Source organism: uncultured Fibrobacter sp. (assembly GCF_947166265.1).
In the GTDB taxonomy this organism is placed as follows: domain Bacteria; phylum Fibrobacterota; class Fibrobacteria; order Fibrobacterales; family Fibrobacteraceae; genus Fibrobacter.
On sequence record NZ_CAMVDO010000013.1, the window covers coordinates 36,325 to 51,836 of the forward strand.

Genomic DNA, 15,512 nt, shown 5'->3' on the forward strand with positions numbered 1-15,512 from the left:
CGAGGGCATTTTTAGTACGCATCTTTCCTAGAACTGTTCCAGAATCTTGATTCTCTCCGGCGTATCGGGGTGGGTGCAGAACATGATGTTCGCCTTTGCGATGATGCCCTTGAGTTTCATGTCGTTGTCGAATTCTTCGTCGGGGTGAATAATATAAAGTTGCGCCACGTCGCTACGGCGCACGGTGTCGAGGCCGGGGTAATCCGAAATTTTTTGCAGGGCAGAGGCGAGCGCCCACGGGTCGCCACAGAGTTCGGCGCCGCCCGCATCGGCCACGTACTCGCGCGAACGCGAAATGGCAAGGCGCGTGAGCCAGCTGAACAAGTAGCCGATCGTGCTCCAGATCAAAACTAGAATCAGCGCAAAGATGATGATGACGCCGCCGCTTCCACCGCCGCGCCTGCCGCGGGAATGGTTGCGGGGGCCGCGGAGCATTGCCGAAAGCAGCTTCATCGACACCATCTGAATGGTCGAAAAGATTCCAACGAACACGATGCACACCACCATGAGTCGCGTGTCGCGGTTCTTGATATGCGTGAGTTCGTGCCCCACGACGGCGGCGAGTTCCGCATCGTTTAATTTATCTATAAGTCCGGTCGTGAGCGTAATTGTAAACGAGGGAATGTCGATTCCGCTCGCAAACGCGTTCAGGCCGTTATCCTCAACAATGTTGATCTGCGGCATCTCGATTCCGCCTGCAATGCAGAGGTTCTCGACAATGTTGTAGACGCGCAGGTTATCCTTGCGCTCAAGTGGTTTCGCATGCGTCGCATGGCGTATAATGGCTGTATTCGCGCAATAGGCGATAATGAACCATACGCCGACAATCTGCAATGTGTAAGGAAGCACCTCCCAAAAACTATGCCGCACTTCGGGCCAATGCAGAATACCGTACTTCATATATGTGGCGTGGCCTTCGGGACACCCGCCTTCGACAATCGGGCAGAGTATGCCAAAAAAGTCCAGACATAAAATGACTGCAAACACCATTCCCAAAATAATAAGGGGGAACATACACAACAGCAAAATACTGTTGCGGTTGTTCCGCCAAATCTGGGTCTGGATACCGACGTATTTCATGAAGGCGAAGTTAGAACTTCACTTCGGGGGCCTTGTTGAGCGTATCGCGGCTTTCGGTCGCCTCGTACATGGAAGCGCGCTTGAAGCCAAACATTCCGGCAACGATATTGCTCGGGAAAACTTCGCAGGCGTTATTGAGTTCGCGGGTCGTCGAATTGAAGAAGCGACGTGCAGCAGAGAGCTTGTTCTCGATATCGGCAAGTTCATTCTGCAGCTGCAAGAAGTTCTGGTTCGCCTTGAGTTCGGGGTAAGCCTCGAGCGAAATGCGAAGCCCGGCAAGCGCACCGGAAAGCGCCTTGTCCGCCTGGACCTTTTCATCGACCGTAGTTGCGCTCATGGCGGCGGCACGGGCAGAGGTCACCTTTTCGAGTGTTTCCTTTTCGTGGGCCGCATATCCCTTGACAGTATTCACCAGCTGCGGCACCAGGTCAAAGCGCTGCTTGAGCTGCACATCGATATTCGCGAACGCATTTTCACGGTTGTTGCGCAGTTTCACCAGGCCATTGTACATACCGATGAACCAGCCAATAAGAACGACCACGACGATGCCGGCGATAATTCCGATAGACATAACTTGCTCCTTTCTGTTTTCTTATTGGAAATGTATATAAAAAAGAGATCCCCAAACAAGTCGGGAATGACGATTGCGCCTGAAATGCCCGAAGTCGGGCATGACAAAATTAGGGAGCGGAGGCGTTAAACAGGGTCATTGACCGGTTTGCTGTAGTCACGTTCGCCGAAAAGGGCCGTTCCCACGCGAATCATCGTAGATCCCTCTTCGATAGCGACTTCCAAATCGCCCGTCATGCCCATCGAAAGCTGGTCGAAATTCGCGAATACGCCGCCTTTCGCGAGAAATTTCTGCTGCAGATTGCGGAGGAAAGCAAAACATTCGCGGCTGTCCTCGGCGACACCGGTGTTCTTTCCGATCGTCATCAGGCCACGGAAACGCAGATGCGAATACGCACTTGCCCCGCGCGACTCCAAATTCGCAAGGAACGCCTCGGCAGCGTGTACGTCCAAGCCGCTCTTGGTCTCTTCTTCGCCGGCGTTAATCTGGAAAAGGATCTCAAGAATCTTGCCCGCACCGTTTTCACCGGGAAGCGCCGCACAGACCTTCTCCAGCTTTTCCACGGCTTCGATACTTGCAATGGAGTGGATGCAGTCAGCAACAATCGCCGCCTTCTTGAGCTTATTACTTTGTACAGGGCCAATCACGTGACAACGCACACGGCTTCCGTCAAGGGCTGTACGCGGCGCCGAGAACTTGAGTTCGGCTTCCTGCACACGGTTTTCGCCAAAGTCGGTAGCGCCGAGCGCAATCGCATTTTCCACAGCTTCTGCCGGGTGGAACTTGCTCACCCACACGAGTTTCACCGAGTCGCGACTGCGGCCCGCAATCTTACAAGCTTCGGTAATCCTTGCTTCGAGAGCTGCAAGGTGCTCGCGCATTTGTTCAAGTGTAAATTCCATAGTAGTAGACAATAGGAAGTAGGCCGTGGTTTGAGGTTAAATTCTCATAAAAAGATAACAAATCTTTGACAATGAATCACAAACGAAACTCATCATTCTTCTTTCAAAAGCTATATTTCATCAAAACGCGAGATTTTTATGGGACTCTTTAGAAAAAAAACACCAATAGATAAAGTCAAAAATAAAACAATCAAAATATTAAAAGCGGGAGGAATTATAAAGAAAAGCCCCTTGGAAAAAGGTATAGAAAAAGCAAAACAGAAAGCGGAAGCAAAAGCATCTGCTTTGATGGAAGATTTAATTGAAGATGCTATGAATGCTGCGGCCAATGTAATTAGAAATAAAATTTCTGATTTTTGGATACATGTAACTTCAGAACCCCCAAAAGTAGAAATACCTTACAACAGCGAACAGCAAAACAAAATTTCATACAATCCAACAACCTCTACCGAAGGCAAGGACGAAAAAAAAATTCCATTAAGCAAATTCTAAAGGATTTCGGCTCACAAATGGTAATAAGTTCTAAAAAGGACGAGTTACTGTACACCTCCGATTTAAAAAAAAGAAATTCCTATGAAGCTGTAGCTTACATTGAAAGCGATAACGAGAAAAAAATTGCAAAGCAACTTCTGCAAGAAATCGGAAGTACGTCAGCGGGAATAGCTATAAATGCAAGCAAGTACTCCGGCCTCCTTCAATGTAATGTTGATCCTTCACAACTCGCAAAAGCGGCCGATGGCAGTGGTATGCTAAGAGGTTTCTGTTGTGAAGGAGGGCGCATAAACCAACAGGCTTTATTTAAATCTATTTCCTTTTCTTCTCAACTACTAAGTGTATCAACGGCATTTGTCGTCTTATCTGTAGTAACGCAAAAATACTACCTACACCAAATAACAGAAAAACTTAAAAGAATTGAGAAAGGTGTTGAAGACATCATAAATATTTTGCAAGAAGAAGATCGTGCAGTCATTATGCAATCTATGCATACATTGCAACGTTTGGAATCATATGATTCTTTTAGGATTATGGATCTTGAAGAGGCCAGATCCGAGCAGAAAAATGCAGACAAAATAAGAACGAAATATCATAACTTAGTTAATGGTATAAATATTCAAGCAGACAACTGTTTCAAAAATGTGAACAAAGCGCGATCAATATATGATAAATTTAATGATTCCCAATATAAGACAAGAATGCAAATTGCTTTTGGTGCTGAAATGCTCTACTTTGCATATGGTGTGTTAATTGCAAGAATCTACTCAATTTTAGAGGGTGAAGACTCCAGCAGAGCAAAACATGCAACTCTATCTTTAGATTCTAATTTCGGGCGCTCTTACACGAAAAAGCATCACGAAATAAAAGAATCCGTGGTTCAAGCATTATGCGCTCTTGATTGGGAAAATTCTACTTTTGGTCGCGAAAAAATTAGAAATATGTACTCAACCGTAGCAGATGACTTTAAACAAATTGAGGAAATGTTCCAAAAAGGACAAGAGGGTCTGCAGCCAGTCATTTGTTATGAATTTGAAAATGGTGAACCAATAAGAAAAGGTTTATAGAAGTAATTTTTTTTGCCACAAAAAATTTGTCGATTATATAAAAAAGAACCATAAATTCATGGTTCTTTTTTAACAATTAGCATTTTAGAAAGTTACTTTTTCTTCAAAGAAATTTTCTTTTCCACAAACAGCACCTTGATGATTTCGTCGATGTGCTTGTGCGTGAAAATCTTGAGGCCCTTCTTTGCGGGAGCAGGAAGTTCGTTCACGTCCTTCTGGTTACCAGCCGGGAGTCGAAGCGTCTTCACGCCCGCCTGGAGTGCAGCAAGCGCCTTCTCGTTGAGTCCGCCAATCGGGAGGCAAGCGCCCGTAAGACTCACTTCGCCGGTAAAGGCAATCTCGGGGGACACGGGCTGCTTCGTAAACGCAGAAAGCAGACAGAGCGTGAGGGCAATACCCGCAGAAGGTCCATCCTTCGGAACGGCGCCTTCGGGCACGTGAATGTGGATGTCCGTCTTCTTCACGATATTCGGATCGATGCCGAAACGGCTCAGGCGTTCGCGCACAAGGCTGAGCGCAATCTGCGCCGATTCCTTCATCACGTCACCAAGCTTACCCGTCATCAGGAGCGTTCCCTTGCCGGGCAGGAGCATGCATTCAATCGGCAAGATTTCGCCACCAACACTTGTCCATGCAAGGCCCACGATAACGCCCGGGCGGCCCGCTGCGGGCAGCTGATTGTCGAGGTAACGCGGAGCGCCCAAATAATCCTGCAAGGTCTTCTCGGTGATTTCGGCCTTGTACTTCTTGCCCATCACCTTGTCCTTTGCACGGTGACGCACCACGTTTTCAAGGGTACGTTCCAGTTCGCGCACGCCCGCCTCGCGGGTCCATTCGCGGATTACCTTCGCGATCATATCGTCATCGAAAGAAACATCCTTGCCGTTTTCGATACCGGTACGTTCGCAGATGCGCGGCACCAGATACTTGCTTGCAATCTGCAACTTTTCGTGCGGATAGTAGCCGGGCAGGCGCACCATTTCCAGACGGTCGCGCAGGGCTTCGGGAATTTCGGCCTCGTTGTTCGCGGTCGCAATGAACAGTACGCGGCTAAGGTCAAGCCCCACTTCCATGAAATGGTCTGTAAAGTCGTGATTCTGCTCAGGGTCCAAAACTTCGAGCATGGCACTGGCGGGGTCGCCCCTAAAGTCGCTCGCCATCTTGTCGATTTCGTCGAGCAAGATAATCGGGTTCATGCACTTTGCACGGCGCAACGCCTGAATAAAGCGGCCAGGCATAGCTCCAATGTAGGTGCGGCGGTGTCCACGAATTTCGGCTTCGTCACGCACGCCACCCAGAGTAATGCGGACAAAGTTACGCTGCATGGCATTCGCGATGGACTCCACCAGAGTCGTCTTGCCTACACCCGGAGGGCCCACCAGGCAAAGAATCGGCGCCCTGCGTTCGGTTCCCGTAAGCTTCAGGATCGCCACGTATTCCATGACGCGTTCCTTCACCTTGTCAAGGCCAAAGTGCTTCGAGTCAAGCTCGCTTTTCACCTTCTTCATGTTGAGGACGGTGTCGGTATATTCGCCATACGGCAAGTTCAGGAACCAGTCCAGGTAGTTGCGGCTTACGGCGTATTCCGGAGACGTCGGCTGCATCAGCTTCATGCGGCCGACTTCTTCTTCGAGTTTTTCCTGGATGGCCGGGGAGAACTTCTTCGCCTTAATTTTCTTGAGCAACTGGTCGGGTTCCGAAGCGTTTCCGCCCTCACCGTCCAGTTCATCCTGCAACTGACGAATCTGTTCAGAAATGAACCATTCCTTCTGCTGCTGCGCCATCTTCTGGCGAACGTTCTGCTGCACCTTGACCATCATGGTGTCGGTGTCGGCAGCCACCTGCATAATTTCAATCAGGCGTTCCGCGAGTTCATCGATTTCTCCGATTTCGAGCAAGCGCTGACGTTCGTCCATCGAAATCTGCAAGAAAGGAATCATCCCGTAAAAAGCGTTCACCTGACTATCCATGGTGAACAATGCATCCACCATACCTTCCGAAATGTTTCTGTGCAGGGAATATTCCTTGAACTGCGTAAGCACCATTTCAAAACGGGGAGTCTTGTCCTTCGCCGTAATGGAGGGGCTGTGCGGCGAAACGGTCACCGCCAAATAGTCATTCTTGGTCGCAATGGAACGAAGGTCCACTACACACTGGCCTTCAAGAACCACCTTCACGCAACCGTTCGGAAAGGGAGTCACGTTACTCACGTGCGCAAGGATACCCACCGAATAAAGGTCAAGCATCGGATTTTCGATATCTTCCTGCTCGATATTCTTCTGGGCAGAAAGAATAATGTTACCATCGTTCGATTCGGCATTCTCAAGGGCGCGCAAAGAAATGTCCCGACCAACAAGGATACGGCGGGTCGTATGCGGAAAAATAATAGCATCCCTCAAAGGGAGCAAAGGATACATTTTAGAATAGTCAAAATCCATACAATACCAAAGATAGCATCTTTAAAAAAAAGCCAGTCTGCATTTAGTTGCAAACTGGCTTATGGTTTGGTTAGGAAGTCACTATCGAATTCGAACAGTGTGGCTCTCGGAGCCCACGCGCACCAGGTAGCCGCCCGCGCCAGGGAGCGTTACCGTATGTTGATTGCTGGTGGAGAAATTCCTGTAGATCAAGCGGCCCTGCATATCGAAGACAGTAATCGACTTCGCCATGGCGCCCATGATCGAAAGTTCGTTGCCAGAGACCGAGAGATTTACGCGAGTCAGCACGACAGCTTGAATGCCCTGCGCCGTTTCAGAAGAGCTAGACGACTCCGCCACTTCGCTGCTGCTCAATTTTTCGGAGCTACTGGACTTTGCTTCGCTGGAACTGGATTTAACCTGCGAAGAGCTTGAAGCCACGCTTGAACTAGATTTCGTTTCGGAACTTCCATCGCCCGCAACCACGGTAATCGTTCCACTCTTGGACACATTTGTTGTAGCACCGGTCGTGGTAACGGTGAATTTGTATGCACCCACCGCGGCAGTAGATGCCACCGCGCCCGAAATGTAGTAGTCAAGGCCCTTGAGCGTGCCCGTTACACCCTGCGGAAGTCCCGTTACCGTTGCACCGGTAGCACCGTCAATCGTGTAGTAGAATTCCACGATGGAGGCGCCTTGGGCCACTTCCTGATTTGCGCTGCCCGAGCCGTGCTTGGTGAGGCTAGCCTCGCCCGCGACAGGCGTCTGCGACGAGCTGGACTTGGCAGAAGAACTCGATGCCACGCTGGAGCTCGACTTTACGCTGCTGGAACTTGCCGGAGTCACCGTACCCGAAGCACCCGGATCAGGCAAAGTTGCGCCCGCATACATCTTGATAGAATCGCGCAATGCATAAGCCTTGGCCTGTGTGCTCACGTCGGTGAGGCTCATGGAATAAGGCGGCGTAAACGCGGTACCTGTTCCCGACTGCGGCTTTTTCACATTTTCTTCATAGTTACTAATCATCTGGGCTGCGGTAATGGTACCGTCGCTCGTGTAAAGGTCAAGCGCCTTCTGCACGCCAATGAACACGTTTTTCTCGATACGGATGTTGGCCTCGACGGCTGCACGCACGCAGTAGCTCGCATTCTTGCTGTCAAAGAGGTTGTTCGCCACATGCACCTTTCCAAAACGCACGCGCGGCATACGTTCCACCACGCCGTCCGCCCACCACGTATGGTGAATCGTCACATTCAGGTGTCCGCGGTCGCTCGTCTTCGTCTTGCTGTTGCCAATCAGGTTACTGAACTGGTGGCCGCTCGATGCCGAGGTATAGCTGAACTTGGTCCACGAAATCGTCACGTAGTCCGAAGCGTTGGTAATGTCCAGGTTGCCGTCGTGACCGTCGTAGACATCCACGTGGTCAATCCACACGTTCTTCGATTCATGATTCACCTGGAGGCAATCTTCGTCATCGTCGTCGTGCGCGCCCACACCCTTGAATTTCAGGTTGCGGATAATGACGTTTTTCGAGCCGCTCAGCTTCATGGCGCTACCCGAAGTAGGCTGCGCAATGATGGCGCCCTGGTAGCCGTAAATCGTCACGTTGCTGCCGACCTCGATGGGGCCCATGTACGTACCCGGCTTCACGTAGATAACCTTGTTGCCCGCCTTGGCGTAGCTCTTGAGATCGCTCACGTTGCTTACCGTGACCTCGGAATAACCCTTACCGCCCGTGGTGCCGCCGTTCTGCGTGGCAAAGCCCGCCATCGGAAAGTCCGGCGAAGTGACCGCAAACGCGGAAGTCGCGAGGGCTGCACCCAATGCTGCGCCTACAGCAAGAGTTCTAGACCAGTTTTTCTGTGTTTTAACCATATCATCCATCCCTTATTTTGTCATTTCAAGCCACCACGCTCGAAAATGTTCTCAAATTTCTTCTCAAAATTTATAATCAAAACAACCAAAAGTCAATAAGTATCTCAAAAACAAAATACACTTTTTTCGTTATTTTAGCGCACAAAACAAGAAAACGGCGATTTTAAGTAAAAATCGCCATTTCTAAAATGTTCTCAAAAATATATTTTACAATTAGCTACGAAGCCTTTTTCCGAGACCTCTTCGCGGGTTCAGAATCAGCGCCCAGCGCGACCGTCTTATCTGCAGACTTCTTTTCAGGAGCCTTGAGACCGTTTTTCACGATGTCGGCGGTCACCACGAACTGCTTGTTGCCGGAACCCGGCATGGTAAACATCGCCTTCTGCAAGGTCTTTTCCATCACGGAGCGGAGCCCGCGGGCACCCGTCTTGCGGACCATCGTCTCGCGGACAATTTCTTTCAGGGCGTCGTCTTCGAACTGGAGCTCGATTCCATCCATTTCGAACAAACTCTTGTACTGTTTCACGAGAGCGTTCTTCGGCTGGGTAAGGATGTTGAGAAGCGCGGCCTCGTCGAGTTCTTCGAGGGCGACAGCGACAGGCAAGCGGCCCACGATTTCGGGAATGAGACCGAACTGAATCAGGTCATCGGGTTCCAGGAGCTTGAAGAGCTCGGAAAGCGAGTTTTCCTCGGCGCTGCGGATATCGGCACCGAAACCCATTCCGCCGGTGTTTACGCGACGGGAAATGATCTTGTCCAAGGTTTCGAAGGCGCCACCGCAAATGAACAGAATGTTCTTGGTGTTCACCTGCACCAGCGGCTGTTCCGGATGCTTACGGCCACCCTTCGGGGGAACGGCAGCGACAGTACCTTCCAGGAGTTTCAAAAGACCCTGCTGCACGCCTTCACCACTCACATCGCGAGTAATGGAGGGGTTGGCAGTCTTACGGGCAATCTTGTCAATTTCGTCGATAAAGATGATACCGCGTTCGGCGCGGGCCACATCGTAGTCGGCAGCCTGCAACAGGCGAACGATGATGCTGTCCACGTCTTCGCCCACGTAACCCGCTTCGGTCAGCACGGTTGCATCGGCAATGGTAAAGGGAACATCCAGGAAGCGCGCCATCGTCTGCGCCAAAAGTGTCTTGCCCGAACCTGTCGGACCCACCAGCAGCAGGTTCGACTTTTCGACTTCCTGCGCGTCGGGATGAGCTTGTTTGTAACGCAGGCGCTTGTAGTGGTTGTACACCGCCACGGAAAGGGCGATTTTCGCCTGGTCCTGGCCGATCACGTATTCGTCCAGGTGCGCCTTGATTTCGGTCGGGAGCGGGAGCGGTTTCGAGGAGGCCTCGGCGGCGGCAGATTCCTGCCTTGCACGCATGCGGTCTTCTTCGATAATGCGGTGACACATCGCAACGCAGTCGCTACAAATCTGAACGCCTGCGCCCGTAATCATCTTTTCGACGCGTTCTGCGGGCTTGCCACAAAAACTGCAAGTAACCGTCGGGTGATTTTTCCCGCTACGATACATTAAATTCCCTCTTTACGCGGAACAAAGATTTCATCGATGACGCCGAAGGCCTTCGCTTCTTCGGGGCCCATGTAGAAATCGCGGTCGGTCTTTTCGCGGACTTCGTCAATCGACTTGCCGGTATGCTTTGCGACGATTTCGGCCAAGGTTTCCTTGGTGCGCACGATTTCCTTTGCGGTAATCTGGATATCGGTAGACTGACCGGTAGCAGCACCCGACGGCTGGTGAAGCATGATGCGGGAATGCGGGAGCGCATAGCGCTTGCCCTTGGTTCCTGCAGCAAGGAGCACCGCGGCCATCGAGGCGCAGTTACCAATGCAGATGGTCGCAATGTTCGGGCGAACATGCTGCATGGTGTCGTAAATGGCAAGCCCTGCCGACACGTAACCACCCGGGCTGTTAATGTACAGCGTGATATCCTTTTCCGGATTCTCGTATTCAAGGAAAATCAGCTGGGCCATGACGTTGTTCGCCACTTCGTCGTTAATCGGCGTGCCCAGGAAGATAATGCGTTCCTTGAGGAGACGGGAGTAGATATCGTAGGCGCGTTCACCGCGTCCGGTGGTCTCAATGACGGTAGGGATAATCATTCAGTTTACCTCTTACTTGTTTTCTTCAGCAGCCGGGCGGATACCGACGATGAAGTCGGCAGCCATCTGAACGCGGAGTTCATCGCGGAGCTGGTTGATGCGGCCGGTCTGACGGAAGTGGCCCTTGAGGGTTTCAAAGTCCACATGGTAGGCGGCGGCCATCTGCTTCAAGCGTTCATCAACGTTAGCCTGCGACGGCTTGATCTTTTCTTTTGTTGCAATAAAGTCGAGAATGCGATGCTTCTTGATTTCGCGGATTGCTTCCGGAGTAAGGCCGTTCAGCTGTTCTTCGGTCGGTTCCACCACGTCCTTTTCGCTCTGGGCGTTGCGGTTCAGCGTCCACTTGATGAGGTCGTAGACGCGAGCCTTCGGCACTTCGAACGGGTTGGCTTCGATAATCTTGTCGATCGCTTCGTTAATCGCCTTGTTCTTGGCGGCGTCCTGCTTCTGGCTAGCGAGGCCTTCGGCGAGGTTGTTCTTCAAGTCTTCGACATCCTTCACGCCAATCTGCTTGCAGAATTCTTCGTCCATGGTCGGCGGAACAATTTCGCGCACGTCGGTGATTTCGACCTTGAACTGGGCGGTCTTGCCGCGGTAGCGTTCGTCCTTGTGGTCATCGGGGTACTTGAAGTTGATTTCCTTCATTTCGCCGGCGGCTGCACCGGTAAGGCCTTCGTCGAATCCCGGAGAAGCGGACTGGCCGAGCAGGCTGCGGAATTCCTTGTTTTCGGGGAGTTCCTGCTTTTCACCGTCGATCACCACTTCGAGGTAGTTGCCCACCACGACGTCGCCCTTCTTGGCGGCGCGGTCCACATGTTCGTCCTTGCTCCACATCTGGATCAAGCGGTCGTATTCGGCCTGGACTTCTTCTTCGTGAACGGCGGTTTCAGGAACGGTGATGCCCGTGTCGGCATAACCCTTGATGTCGATTTCCGGATCCATTTCGACTTCGACCTTCAGTGCGATGTCGTTTTCCTTGTCATCCTTGAAATCCACGACCTTCATGGAGCCGACGGGGATAATGTTTGCGTTCTTGAGCGCATCCTGAACAAGCTTGTTCACGACTTCGTCCACGGCTTCCTGACGGATAGCACCGCCAAACTGCTTGAGGATCATGGCCTTCGGCACCATACCCTGACGGAAACCCTTCATGGAGACCTGCTTCTTGTACTGGCCCAGTTTCTTTTCGAAGGGGGCGGTAAGGTCCGCCTGCGGGATGGTAATTTCGAGGGTGCGCACGGTTGCGCTTGTTTCTTTGATTTCTACGCTCATGATGAACTCCGAGAGTCGGTTGAAAAGAGTAATGAAAAACATGCGAGAGGAGGGAGTCGAACCCTCACACCGAAGTGCCAGATCCTAAGTCTGGTGCGTCTGCCAATTCCGCCACTCTCGCGATTTTGCACCCAAAGATACAAAATCTTAAAGACATCGAGTGCGGAAACATCTATTTTATGGCTCGTTGCAAGCACTTAGGAACATCAAAATCGGCGTTTTCATATCTCTGGTCAATATCCTCATCCAGGGTGTTTCGGTCGTTGTACAGAATCTTATCGCTAATAATCTCGGAATTGTCAAATTCGGATCGTTCGGAATTTTACAAAGCGACTACACTATCTTCTGCGCCCTTGCCGATTTCGGCATGGCAACGCTGATTTTGGCCTTTTTTGGGCATCGTGCCACCAAAGGGGCGCTTTTTATCAACGTCCTGCAGCTTCGGCTGTTCATGACATCCATCGCCGCACTGGGGATGGCGGTTTTCGCATGCACCGTCCGCAGGGGGAGCGACATTTTCGTAGGCGAACTGATTCTTGCGCTCGGCCTCCTTTTCCAGCACGCCTTCTTCGACTGGTACTTCATCTGCGGAAAATTCTGGAAGAAACTGCTGATTTCAAAAATTCTCCACACCATCTCCTACTGCACCGTCATGGGAATCGCGCTCGGAGTCCTTAAGTTCGATTCCATCCCGGCGGTGGCGCTTGCCATGGTTATAGCGGCCCTCCCCGCCTTCGGTTTCGGTGTCGGCCAGGCGTTCACCCTGAAAATTTTCCGTGCAGGCCTCCATACGGTCAGGTTTTTCAAGCTCATGTTCAAGTCGGCCTGCCCCTACGCCCTTTCGAGCCTCGCAAGCTTTGCTTACCTGCCCGTAGGACTTTACACGGTCGACCACTTCGCCCCAAGCGAATTCCTGGGAGCCTACAATTTTTCGCACAAGCTGATTATCCTTGCCTCTGGACTCATGGTACATTTCATCTCGTCAAGCCTGATAACGCTGCACCAGACCGACAGCAAGATCCTTCACCTGCGCGACCAGGCCGTATTCACCCTTTTCATCGTAGCGGTATCATCCCCCTTCTGGCTCTTTCCGCAATACACGCTCCGCCTCATCTTCTTTGCCGCACCCTGGACACATGACGTCCTGGAAACAAGCTGCTACTGCCTGCGCATACTCGCATGTTCCCTGATTCTACAGGCCACCCGCATGGGAATGATTTCGACCATGCTCAAGGAAAAACGCACCTGGCTTTACGGAGCCATGATTACAACCGGCGGCATCATCAACATCGCCGTGTGCATCGGAGGGGCAAAAATATTCGACCCCTTCGCCATTCCCGCACTCACCCTCACGGGCGATTTGTGCCTGAGCCTTTTCCTTCTCTTCTACTTCGTGAAAAACCGAAGGCTCCGCCTATAAACGCAGCCTCCACTTGCCGTGAGCCTTACGGCAAGGCCATCTACATCACAAGCATAAAGGCTCCGCAAACGATAAACGCGAGGCCCATTTTCTGTTTCCGCGAAATACGCTCCTTCAGAAAGCCCGCCGACAGTACCGCCGACCACACATAAGTGAGCGACGTAAAAGGGAGCACCACGGAATAGTCCAGATACCTGAGGAGTGCAATATTCATCAGGGCCGTTACAAAGTAAAGCCCCCCACCGCCAAAGAACCAGCCATTCCTGTAGATATAGCGCACATTCAAATTGACGCACGCCTTCTTCAGTAAAAGCGAGGCAACCGCACCGAGCAAGGTCATCAGAACAAGCGACACGTAAAGCATCATTCCTCATCTCCCGCCGCCACAAGGAATACCCCTGCCACAATGACTACAATCGCGATGCATTTCTGCAAGGTCACGGCTTCGCCCAGCACAAAGAATCCAAGTACGACACTCAAACCGTAATTGATGCTCAGCATGGGCTGCAACACGGAGAGTTTCCCGAAACGGTACCCTACCACCATCAAAAGCGCTCCGGCTACATAAAGGGCGAATCCCGCCACCAGAAACAGCCAGCCGTCTTCAACGGAAAGTTTCCAAAACAGCTGCCCTAGGCACACGCACAGGGCAGAGGCAAGCATCATCAAGATGCCCTTGCGATTTTTCTTTAGCGATTCAAGCATTATGGATTGTAGGCCCCCACCAGATTCCTGAAGAGTATCTTGAGCAAAAGCCAGTTTCCCTTGAACGGGCTGATCTTCGTCGGTGTCTTTTCGTTCTTGGGGTAGGCCCTCGTCACGGGAATTTCACAGGCGCGGTACTTGAGCTGTGTGGCACGCACCGACAAATAGGCCAGCAGCTCGTAGGTGTTAAAGACGTCGCGGAACGGGGCGACGCGGGCATCCTGCAAGTACCGCGTAGAGTAAGCGCGGTAGGCGTTGGTCGTATCGGTAAACCACTGGCGGGCCGTCATAGAAATCACCGGCGCATGCAACAAGCGCACCGCGACAAGGCGACTCAGGGGAGTATTGATCGCAACGCCGCCTTTCACGAAGCGGGAACCCTGAACCAGGTCGAAACCTTCTTCCAACTTTTCGATAAAGTGCGGAACGTCCTCGATGCTGTCCTTGTCGTTTCCGTCGATAGTGATGATTCCCTTGTAGCCACGCTGGAGCGCCCACCAGAATCCCATGCGCAACTGGGCGCCCTGCTTGCCCGCACTTTTCTTGACAAGCAACGTATTGACATCCAGTGCGACAAGCACTCCCTTTTCGGTGCTACCGTCGGTACTGCCGCCATCGCAGATGACAATATCTGCGACAGCACTCACTTTTGCAGCCAGTGCCCTTTTCAGTTCGTTTAGAATACGGTTCCCTTCGTTGATGATGGGAATCAATACAACATAATCCCTTTGACGCGAATTAAATTCCTCGCATTCAAAATCGGGCACTCCGGAAATATCCTGATACAGCATCTTACACCATTTCCTTGACGTAAAGCATCGCCTTCCTTATTTCTTCGAGGTCATCGACTTTTCCCATCTCGATAGAGACAAAGCCCGCATACCCATTTTCCGAAAGCGTCGAGAGCAGTTCTGCGTGAATCGAACGATGCTGAATCGGCTTCAGGTACGGTTCGCTGATATGCACATGATTCACCAGATGAATCTTGCCGCGCAGGACATCTACGGATTCGTCGTTTGCAATCATCGTTCCCACATCCAGGTTGAGACGCACCCCTTCCGAGGCGACGTCTTCAATCAGCGAAAGGGCATCTTCCGTTCGGTTGACGAAATTCGTCCCGTATATCGCGGGGTTCGCCTCAATTCCGACAACGGTCCCGTGGGCCACGGCATAATCGCCCAGTTCCCCAAAGAAATCGACGGCTATCCGATGAGCGTTCGTAGCGTTCATTCCTTCGGGAACCGCACGGTTCTTCGGACAACCGAACACCAGGTTCCTGCAACCGATCGCCTGGGCAAAATCAATGGCCGCTTCGGTATACTGCACCAAAGCAGCCCTTTCCTCGGCGGAACCGAAAAGGCATTCCTTGCGTCCATACCAAATCGACTGCATCGACGGTACGCAAAAACCATGCTCCCGCGACATCTTTTCGCGCCATTCCGCAGCCGCCTGCAGCTTGCCATACGGCAACTCCGGAAAAACGCGGGTCGGGGCAATTTCCAGCCCCTCGAAAGCCAATTCCTTCATCAGCGCATAGACAAAGGAATCGTTTTCAACAGCCCAGGCGATATTCGATATCGATAACCTCAA

At 51.7% G+C, this 15,512-nt stretch carries 15 protein-coding genes and 1 tRNA gene; 3 read left to right on the plus strand and 13 right to left on the minus strand.

The genetic code is table 11. The features are described 5' to 3' along the window. Positions 1 to 27: 27 nt before the first annotated feature. From Q0W37_RS08345 to Q0W37_RS08355, 3 genes are all read right to left on the minus strand, one after another. The gene (locus Q0W37_RS08345) at positions 28 to 1,080 is read right to left on the minus strand and encodes a M48 family metallopeptidase (RefSeq protein WP_367186260.1); all 1,053 of its coding nucleotides are present in this window, start codon (positions 1,078 to 1,080) and stop codon (positions 28 to 30) included. A 10-nt stretch (positions 1,081 to 1,090) separates the two neighbouring features. Continuing rightward, positions 1,091 to 1,651: a LemA family protein gene (locus Q0W37_RS08350; protein ID WP_297700528.1), complete on the minus strand. Its 561-nt coding sequence runs from the start codon at positions 1,649 to 1,651 to the stop codon at positions 1,091 to 1,093. 125 nt (positions 1,652 to 1,776) lie between these two features. Further along, positions 1,777 to 2,553 (minus strand): YggS family pyridoxal phosphate-dependent enzyme, encoded by a 777-nt coding sequence (locus Q0W37_RS08355; RefSeq protein WP_297700530.1) that lies wholly within the window; start codon positions 2,551 to 2,553, stop codon positions 1,777 to 1,779. A 138-nt stretch (positions 2,554 to 2,691) separates the two neighbouring features. Here Q0W37_RS08355 and Q0W37_RS08360 point away from each other — a divergent pair, with 138 nt between their 5' ends. Both Q0W37_RS08360 and Q0W37_RS08365 read left to right on the plus strand, forming a co-directional pair. Continuing rightward, positions 2,692 to 3,045, plus strand: coding sequence for a hypothetical protein (locus Q0W37_RS08360; protein ID WP_297700532.1), 354 nt, complete (start codon positions 2,692 to 2,694; stop codon positions 3,043 to 3,045). Between the two features lie 17 nt (positions 3,046 to 3,062). Next, positions 3,063 to 4,112 (plus strand): hypothetical protein, encoded by a 1,050-nt coding sequence (locus Q0W37_RS08365; protein WP_297700534.1) that lies wholly within the window; start codon positions 3,063 to 3,065, stop codon positions 4,110 to 4,112. A gap of 92 nt (positions 4,113 to 4,204) precedes the next feature. Here Q0W37_RS08365 and lon read toward each other — a convergent pair whose 3' ends face one another. From lon to Q0W37_RS08395, 6 genes are all read right to left on the minus strand, one after another. Then, the gene (lon, locus tag Q0W37_RS08370; RefSeq protein WP_297700535.1) at positions 4,205 to 6,550 is read right to left on the minus strand and encodes an endopeptidase La; all 2,346 of its coding nucleotides are present in this window, start codon (positions 6,548 to 6,550) and stop codon (positions 4,205 to 4,207) included. 81 nt (positions 6,551 to 6,631) lie between these two features. Further along, positions 6,632 to 8,404 (minus strand): pectate lyase, encoded by a 1,773-nt coding sequence (locus tag Q0W37_RS08375; RefSeq protein ID WP_297700536.1) that lies wholly within the window; start codon positions 8,402 to 8,404, stop codon positions 6,632 to 6,634. Positions 8,405 to 8,621: 217 nt separating this feature from the next. Beyond that, positions 8,622 to 9,935, minus strand: a complete 1,314-nt coding sequence (gene clpX / locus Q0W37_RS08380) for an ATP-dependent Clp protease ATP-binding subunit ClpX (protein WP_297700538.1) — start codon at positions 9,933 to 9,935, stop codon at positions 8,622 to 8,624. After that, on the minus strand, positions 9,935 to 10,525 hold the full coding sequence (locus Q0W37_RS08385) for an ATP-dependent Clp protease proteolytic subunit (RefSeq protein ID WP_072799965.1): 591 nt from the start codon (positions 10,523 to 10,525) through the stop codon (positions 9,935 to 9,937). Before Q0W37_RS08385 ends, clpX begins: the two co-directional genes overlap by 1 nt. 12 nt (positions 10,526 to 10,537) lie before the next feature. Further along, positions 10,538 to 11,797 (minus strand): trigger factor, encoded by a 1,260-nt coding sequence (tig, locus tag Q0W37_RS08390; protein ID WP_297700540.1) that lies wholly within the window; start codon positions 11,795 to 11,797, stop codon positions 10,538 to 10,540. A gap of 41 nt (positions 11,798 to 11,838) precedes the next feature. After that, positions 11,839 to 11,918, minus strand: a tRNA-Leu gene (locus Q0W37_RS08395). 39 nt (positions 11,919 to 11,957) lie between these two features. On the opposite strand from Q0W37_RS08395, the gene Q0W37_RS08400 reads away from it, so the two are divergent. Next, complete coding sequence (locus tag Q0W37_RS08400; RefSeq protein ID WP_297700542.1) at positions 11,958 to 13,217, plus strand: oligosaccharide flippase family protein; 1,260 nt, start codon at positions 11,958 to 11,960, stop codon at positions 13,215 to 13,217. A 40-nt stretch (positions 13,218 to 13,257) separates the two neighbouring features. On the opposite strand, the gene Q0W37_RS08405 is transcribed toward Q0W37_RS08400, so the two are convergent. Genes Q0W37_RS08405 through Q0W37_RS08420 form a run of 4 tightly spaced genes read right to left on the minus strand, consistent with a single transcriptional unit; the run spans position 13,258 to position 15,512 of the window. Continuing rightward, a complete protein-coding gene (locus Q0W37_RS08405; RefSeq protein ID WP_297700544.1) occupies positions 13,258 to 13,584 on the minus strand; it encodes an EamA family transporter in 327 nt (108 codons plus the stop codon). Continuing rightward, positions 13,581 to 13,922, minus strand: a complete 342-nt coding sequence (locus Q0W37_RS08410; protein WP_297700546.1) for a hypothetical protein — start codon at positions 13,920 to 13,922, stop codon at positions 13,581 to 13,583. The genes Q0W37_RS08405 and Q0W37_RS08410 overlap by 4 nt, the downstream gene beginning before the upstream one ends. Then, on the minus strand, positions 13,922 to 14,713 hold the full coding sequence (locus Q0W37_RS08415; RefSeq protein WP_297700547.1) for a glycosyltransferase family 2 protein: 792 nt from the start codon (positions 14,711 to 14,713) through the stop codon (positions 13,922 to 13,924). The genes Q0W37_RS08410 and Q0W37_RS08415 overlap by 1 nt, the downstream gene beginning before the upstream one ends. Before the next feature lies 1 nt (position 14,714). Beyond that, the gene (locus tag Q0W37_RS08420; protein ID WP_297700549.1) at positions 14,715 to 15,512 is read right to left on the minus strand and encodes a sugar phosphate isomerase/epimerase; all 798 of its coding nucleotides are present in this window, start codon (positions 15,510 to 15,512) and stop codon (positions 14,715 to 14,717) included.

Coding starts and splice junctions, on each gene's coding strand:
- Q0W37_RS08345 (WP_367186260.1), bottom strand. CDS start 1,080: ATGAAATACGTCGGTATCCAGACCCAGATTTGGCGGAACAACCGCAAC.
- Q0W37_RS08350 (WP_297700528.1), bottom strand. CDS start 1,651: ATGTCTATCGGAATTATCGCCGGCATCGTCGTGGTCGTTCTTATTGGC.
- Q0W37_RS08355 (WP_297700530.1), bottom strand. CDS start 2,553: ATGGAATTTACACTTGAACAAATGCGCGAGCACCTTGCAGCTCTCGAA.
- Q0W37_RS08360 (WP_297700532.1), top strand. CDS start 2,692: ATGGGACTCTTTAGAAAAAAAACACCAATAGATAAAGTCAAAAATAAA.
- Q0W37_RS08365 (WP_297700534.1), top strand. CDS start 3,063: ATGGTAATAAGTTCTAAAAAGGACGAGTTACTGTACACCTCCGATTTA.
- lon (WP_297700535.1), bottom strand. CDS start 6,550: ATGGATTTTGACTATTCTAAAATGTATCCTTTGCTCCCTTTGAGGGAT.
- Q0W37_RS08375 (WP_297700536.1), bottom strand. CDS start 8,404: ATGGTTAAAACACAGAAAAACTGGTCTAGAACTCTTGCTGTAGGCGCA.
- clpX (WP_297700538.1), bottom strand. CDS start 9,935: ATGTATCGTAGCGGGAAAAATCACCCGACGGTTACTTGCAGTTTTTGT.
- Q0W37_RS08385 (WP_072799965.1), bottom strand. CDS start 10,525: ATGATTATCCCTACCGTCATTGAGACCACCGGACGCGGTGAACGCGCC.
- tig (WP_297700540.1), bottom strand. CDS start 11,797: ATGAGCGTAGAAATCAAAGAAACAAGCGCAACCGTGCGCACCCTCGAA.
- Q0W37_RS08405 (WP_297700544.1), bottom strand. CDS start 13,584: ATGATGCTTTACGTGTCGCTTGTTCTGATGACCTTGCTCGGTGCGGTT.
- Q0W37_RS08410 (WP_297700546.1), bottom strand. CDS start 13,922: ATGCTTGAATCGCTAAAGAAAAATCGCAAGGGCATCTTGATGATGCTT.
- Q0W37_RS08415 (WP_297700547.1), bottom strand. CDS start 14,713: ATGCTGTATCAGGATATTTCCGGAGTGCCCGATTTTGAATGCGAGGAA.